Here is a 3,326-nt window from a genome sequence, read left to right as displayed (position 1 = left end):
AAATATGCCAAGCATAGATATCCTGGGTGTGCCCCACGCTTACGAGTTAACTGCTCCTACTGCCTCGGAACCGGTTTTAGTCTTCATTCACGGTTGGCTGTTAAGCCGCCGCTACTGGCAACCTCTAATTGAGCGGTTGGCACCGACTTATCAGTGTTTATCTTATGACTTACGAGGGTTTGGCTATTCCCAAATCAGCAGCAAGCCAAAGTCAAACGGTAGAGGAAATCTAGGAAAATCGAATTCAGACTCGACAACTTCTCTCTACACCCCAGATGTCTACGCTCGCGATCTGGGCATTTTGCTGCAAAAATTAAATATTTCTAGTGCCTGGTTGATCGGTCACTCTTTGGGCGGTACGATCGCCCTCTGGGGAGCCCAACAGTGGCCGGACTATATCAAGGGTGTCATCTGTATCAATGCGGGTGGCGGTATTTATCTCAAGGAAGCTTTCGAGCGATTTCGAGCGGTGGGCCAGCAGCTGATTAAATTCCGGCCCCGTTTGCTCTGTCATCTGCCTTGGATCGATTTGGTGTTTACTCGCGATAGCGTGGCTCGCCCGATCGCACGTACTTGGGGCCGTCAGCGCGTCATCGATTTTGTCATGGCTCACCCGGAAGCGGCGCTAGGGACTTTGCTGGACTCGACAACGGAAATAGAAGTAAATAGATTACCACAAATTGTCTCTAAATTGAAGCAGCCGGTTTATTTTATTGCCGGTGCGAATGATACGGTGATGGAACCTAAGTATGTCCGTCATTTGGCTAGCTTTCATCCCCTGTTTCAGTACTGTGGCGAGAATACGATCGAAATACCAAACTGCGGACATCTGGCAATGGTAGAACAGCCAGATACCGTCGCCACAGAAATTTTTACTATCCTTAGCCGTCACGCATCTTGAAGATTCGTAAGCGATCGCCCTTTAAATGTATTCTACAATACTGGCTTAAATATTAAATTTTTATTAAAATTTACAGGTTAGAGCAAAGATAGTGTTATAGCAGCGTGCTGACAGAAACCTTTGCTCTTGTGCAGTATGACTGACTTCGTGAAAGCTTTTGTCAGCCTACTTGCCTGAAAAAATCGATTGCTAAACGCCACATCAATGGTGACTATGTTCCCTCAATGCGAAACGATTAAACTTTCATCTCAAATTTCCGATCGAGATCTGATTGCTGATGAAAATAATCAGCTAAATCTAGCGCAACTCTCAGAAAGAAGCCGCAACTTGGCTCTAAGCAACAAAATAGCCTGCTAGTGTCGCAACGAGGAAGTCAAAAGTTAATCATGGATAGGGAAAAGGGAAAAGGGAAAAAATTTATTCTCCCACTCTCCCGCTCTCCCTCTTTCCCCACTCCATTAATAAAGCTGCATTACATCGGTAATAGCGAGGCGCGATCGCACTCCCAGCGTTAAAGGCGAGGTATGACCCCGATCGAGGTGTTCCGCCGCCGCGCAGCCAATCATCGCCGCGTTATCGGTGCAAAATTTAAGACTGGGGAAGATGACTCGCAAGTTGTGAGTTTCTGCGGCTGCTTGCAGATGTTTCCGCAGTCCGCTGTTAGCGGCGACGCCGCCGCCTACCGCAATGGTGTTGATGTTGCGATCGAGGGCGCAGGCGATCGCACGTCGAGTCAGCGATCGAGCTACAGTATCCTGGAAGCTAGCGGCAATATCATTCACCGGTAACGGCTGTACGCCTTCCTGTTCGAGTTTTTGTACCAAACGCAGCACAGCAGTTTTTAAACCGCTAAAACTGGAATCGTAAGGATGATAACCGCCACTAGGAAGCGAAACTTTACCTTCTGGGAGGGGAAAGGCATTGGGATTGCCTTCTCGTGCCAGCTTATCGATTGCTGGGCCACCAGGATAACCCAACTGCAACAACCGGGCCACTTTATCGAAAGCTTCACCCGCCGCATCATCGCGAGTTTCTCCCAGTTTTTCGTACATACCGCAATCTTTGACATAAATCAAGCTCGTGTGACCGCCGGAAACCAGCAGACACAAGAAGGGAGGCTCTAGATCGGGGGCGCTGAGGTAAGAGGCGTAAATATGTCCTTCCAGATGATGAACGCCCACAAAAGGCTTATTCTGAAGTATAGCCAGAGTTTTTGCAGCACTTAAGCCTACTAGCAAAGCTCCCACCAAACCTGGGGCGCAAGTGGCTGCGATGCCCTCAATCTCTGCCCAGTCCGTACCTGCCTCCTCAAAGGCTTGGGCTATGGCCTGGTTGATCGTTTCGACGTGTTGGCGGGAAGCCACCTCCGGTACAACTCCCCCATACTGTCGGTGGACTGGTATTTGAGAAGCGATGATGCTACTCAAAACTTTACGGTTCTTTACAATTGCCACCGCAGTTTCGTCACAACTTGTTTCAATTGCTAAAACTGTTGCCATTCACTGGTACTTTAAAAAATCAATGTGCTTTCCTAACAAGACTGGCTGCTTTCTAGTTTAGCCAGCTTGGTTGTACAAACAACTTCAACTTCTTGTTCGGAAAACTTATTGTTTTGTAACAAAAGGAAACAATCCATGCGACGATTGTTAGCTCTGATTTTTGCGATCGGTATCTGGTTCACTTTTGCCCCTGCTGCATCTGCTGACGTTGCTGGTCTTGTACCTTGCAAAGACTCCCCTGCTTTCCAAGAACGGGCAGCTAGTGCAGCCAATACTACCAGCGACCCCGCTTCTGGCCAAAAGCGCTTTGAACGTTATTCCCAAGCACTCTGCGGCCCAGAAGGTTTGCCCCACTTGGTCGTTGATGGTCGTTTAGACCGCGCTGGTGATTTTCTCATTCCTAGCGTTCTGTTTCTCTACATCACCGGTTGGATTGGTTGGGTAGGTCGTTCCTATCTGCAAGCCATCAAGAAAGATAAAGACGCAGAACAAAAAGAAATCATCATTGATGTTCCTTTGGCGATTTCCAAAGTGCTGACTGGGCCACTGTGGCCTTTGTTGGCTTTGAAAGAAATCACCACCGGTGAAATGTTTGCCAAGGAAGAAGAAATCCCAGTTTCTCCCCGCTAGTTTAGTTTTACCCCTTAATTAGGAGGATCGTTCGATGCAGCATTTGCTTAAGTATCTTTCCACAGCTCCAGTTATTGCCGCTGTTTGGATGACAATCACTGCTGGTATTTTGATTGAATTCAATCGCTTTTTCCCCGACCTGCTTTTCCACCCAATGCCGTAATAACCTATCTTTAGGCTTACTCGCTTAACGATTTGGTTACACCTAAATACGTATGCTAGTTTTTGCTTGACCTTATATCCGTAAGCCAAACTAGCAACAACCTTTGACAATTGGATAAATGTTTGAAACTCGC

5 protein-coding genes are annotated in these 3,326 nt (G+C 47.5%); 4 read left to right on the top strand and 1 reads right to left on the bottom strand.

Going from position 1 to position 3,326, the window contains the following annotated elements:
* The first annotated feature begins 4 nt into the window (after positions 1–4).
* Both H6S82_RS25310 and H6S82_RS25305 read left to right on the top strand, forming a co-directional pair.
* The gene (locus H6S82_RS25310) at positions 5–901 is read left to right on the top strand and encodes an alpha/beta hydrolase (RefSeq protein ID WP_190470956.1); all 897 of its coding nucleotides are present in this window, start codon (positions 5–7) and stop codon (positions 899–901) included.
* 204 nt (positions 902–1,105) lie between these two features.
* Positions 1,106–1,258 (top strand): hypothetical protein, encoded by a 153-nt coding sequence (locus H6S82_RS25305; RefSeq protein WP_190470959.1) that lies wholly within the window; start codon positions 1,106–1,108, stop codon positions 1,256–1,258.
* Positions 1,259–1,359: 101 nt separating this feature from the next.
* Here H6S82_RS25305 and tsaD read toward each other — a convergent pair whose 3' ends face one another.
* Positions 1,360–2,400, bottom strand: a complete 1,041-nt coding sequence (gene tsaD / locus H6S82_RS25300; protein WP_190470961.1) for a tRNA (adenosine(37)-N6)-threonylcarbamoyltransferase complex transferase subunit TsaD — start codon at positions 2,398–2,400, stop codon at positions 1,360–1,362.
* 135 nt (positions 2,401–2,535) lie between these two features.
* Between tsaD and H6S82_RS25295 the strand changes: the two genes are divergently transcribed.
* Together H6S82_RS25295 and psaJ are read left to right on the top strand one after the other, a co-directional pair.
* Positions 2,536–3,030 carry a Photosystem I reaction center subunit III gene (locus H6S82_RS25295; protein WP_190470964.1) on the top strand — a complete coding sequence of 165 codons (495 nt, stop codon included), beginning with the start codon at positions 2,536–2,538 and terminating at the stop codon, positions 3,028–3,030.
* Positions 3,031–3,064: 34 nt separating this feature from the next.
* On the top strand, positions 3,065–3,193 hold the full coding sequence (gene psaJ, locus H6S82_RS25290) for a photosystem I reaction center subunit IX (RefSeq protein WP_190470966.1): 129 nt from the start codon (positions 3,065–3,067) through the stop codon (positions 3,191–3,193).
* Positions 3,194–3,326: the final 133 nt, after the last annotated feature.

This window comes from Planktothrix sp. FACHB-1355, from assembly GCF_014748295.1.
Lineage (GTDB): Bacteria > Cyanobacteriota > Cyanobacteriia > Cyanobacteriales > Aerosakkonemataceae > Aerosakkonema > Aerosakkonema funiforme_A.
This window is presented reverse-complemented; position numbering and strand designations above follow the sequence as displayed.

What these genes read in the sequence shown, in the direction of transcription:
- H6S82_RS25295 (WP_190470964.1), top strand. Translation starts at nt 2,536, where the DNA reads ATGCGACGATTGTTAGCTCTGATTTTTGCGATCGGTATCTGGTTCACT.
- tsaD (WP_190470961.1), bottom strand. Translation starts at nt 2,400, where the DNA reads ATGGCAACAGTTTTAGCAATTGAAACAAGTTGTGACGAAACTGCGGTG.
- H6S82_RS25310 (WP_190470956.1), top strand. Translation starts at nt 5, where the DNA reads ATGCCAAGCATAGATATCCTGGGTGTGCCCCACGCTTACGAGTTAACT.
- H6S82_RS25305 (WP_190470959.1), top strand. Translation starts at nt 1,106, where the DNA reads ATGGTGACTATGTTCCCTCAATGCGAAACGATTAAACTTTCATCTCAA.
- psaJ (WP_190470966.1), top strand. Translation starts at nt 3,065, where the DNA reads ATGCAGCATTTGCTTAAGTATCTTTCCACAGCTCCAGTTATTGCCGCT.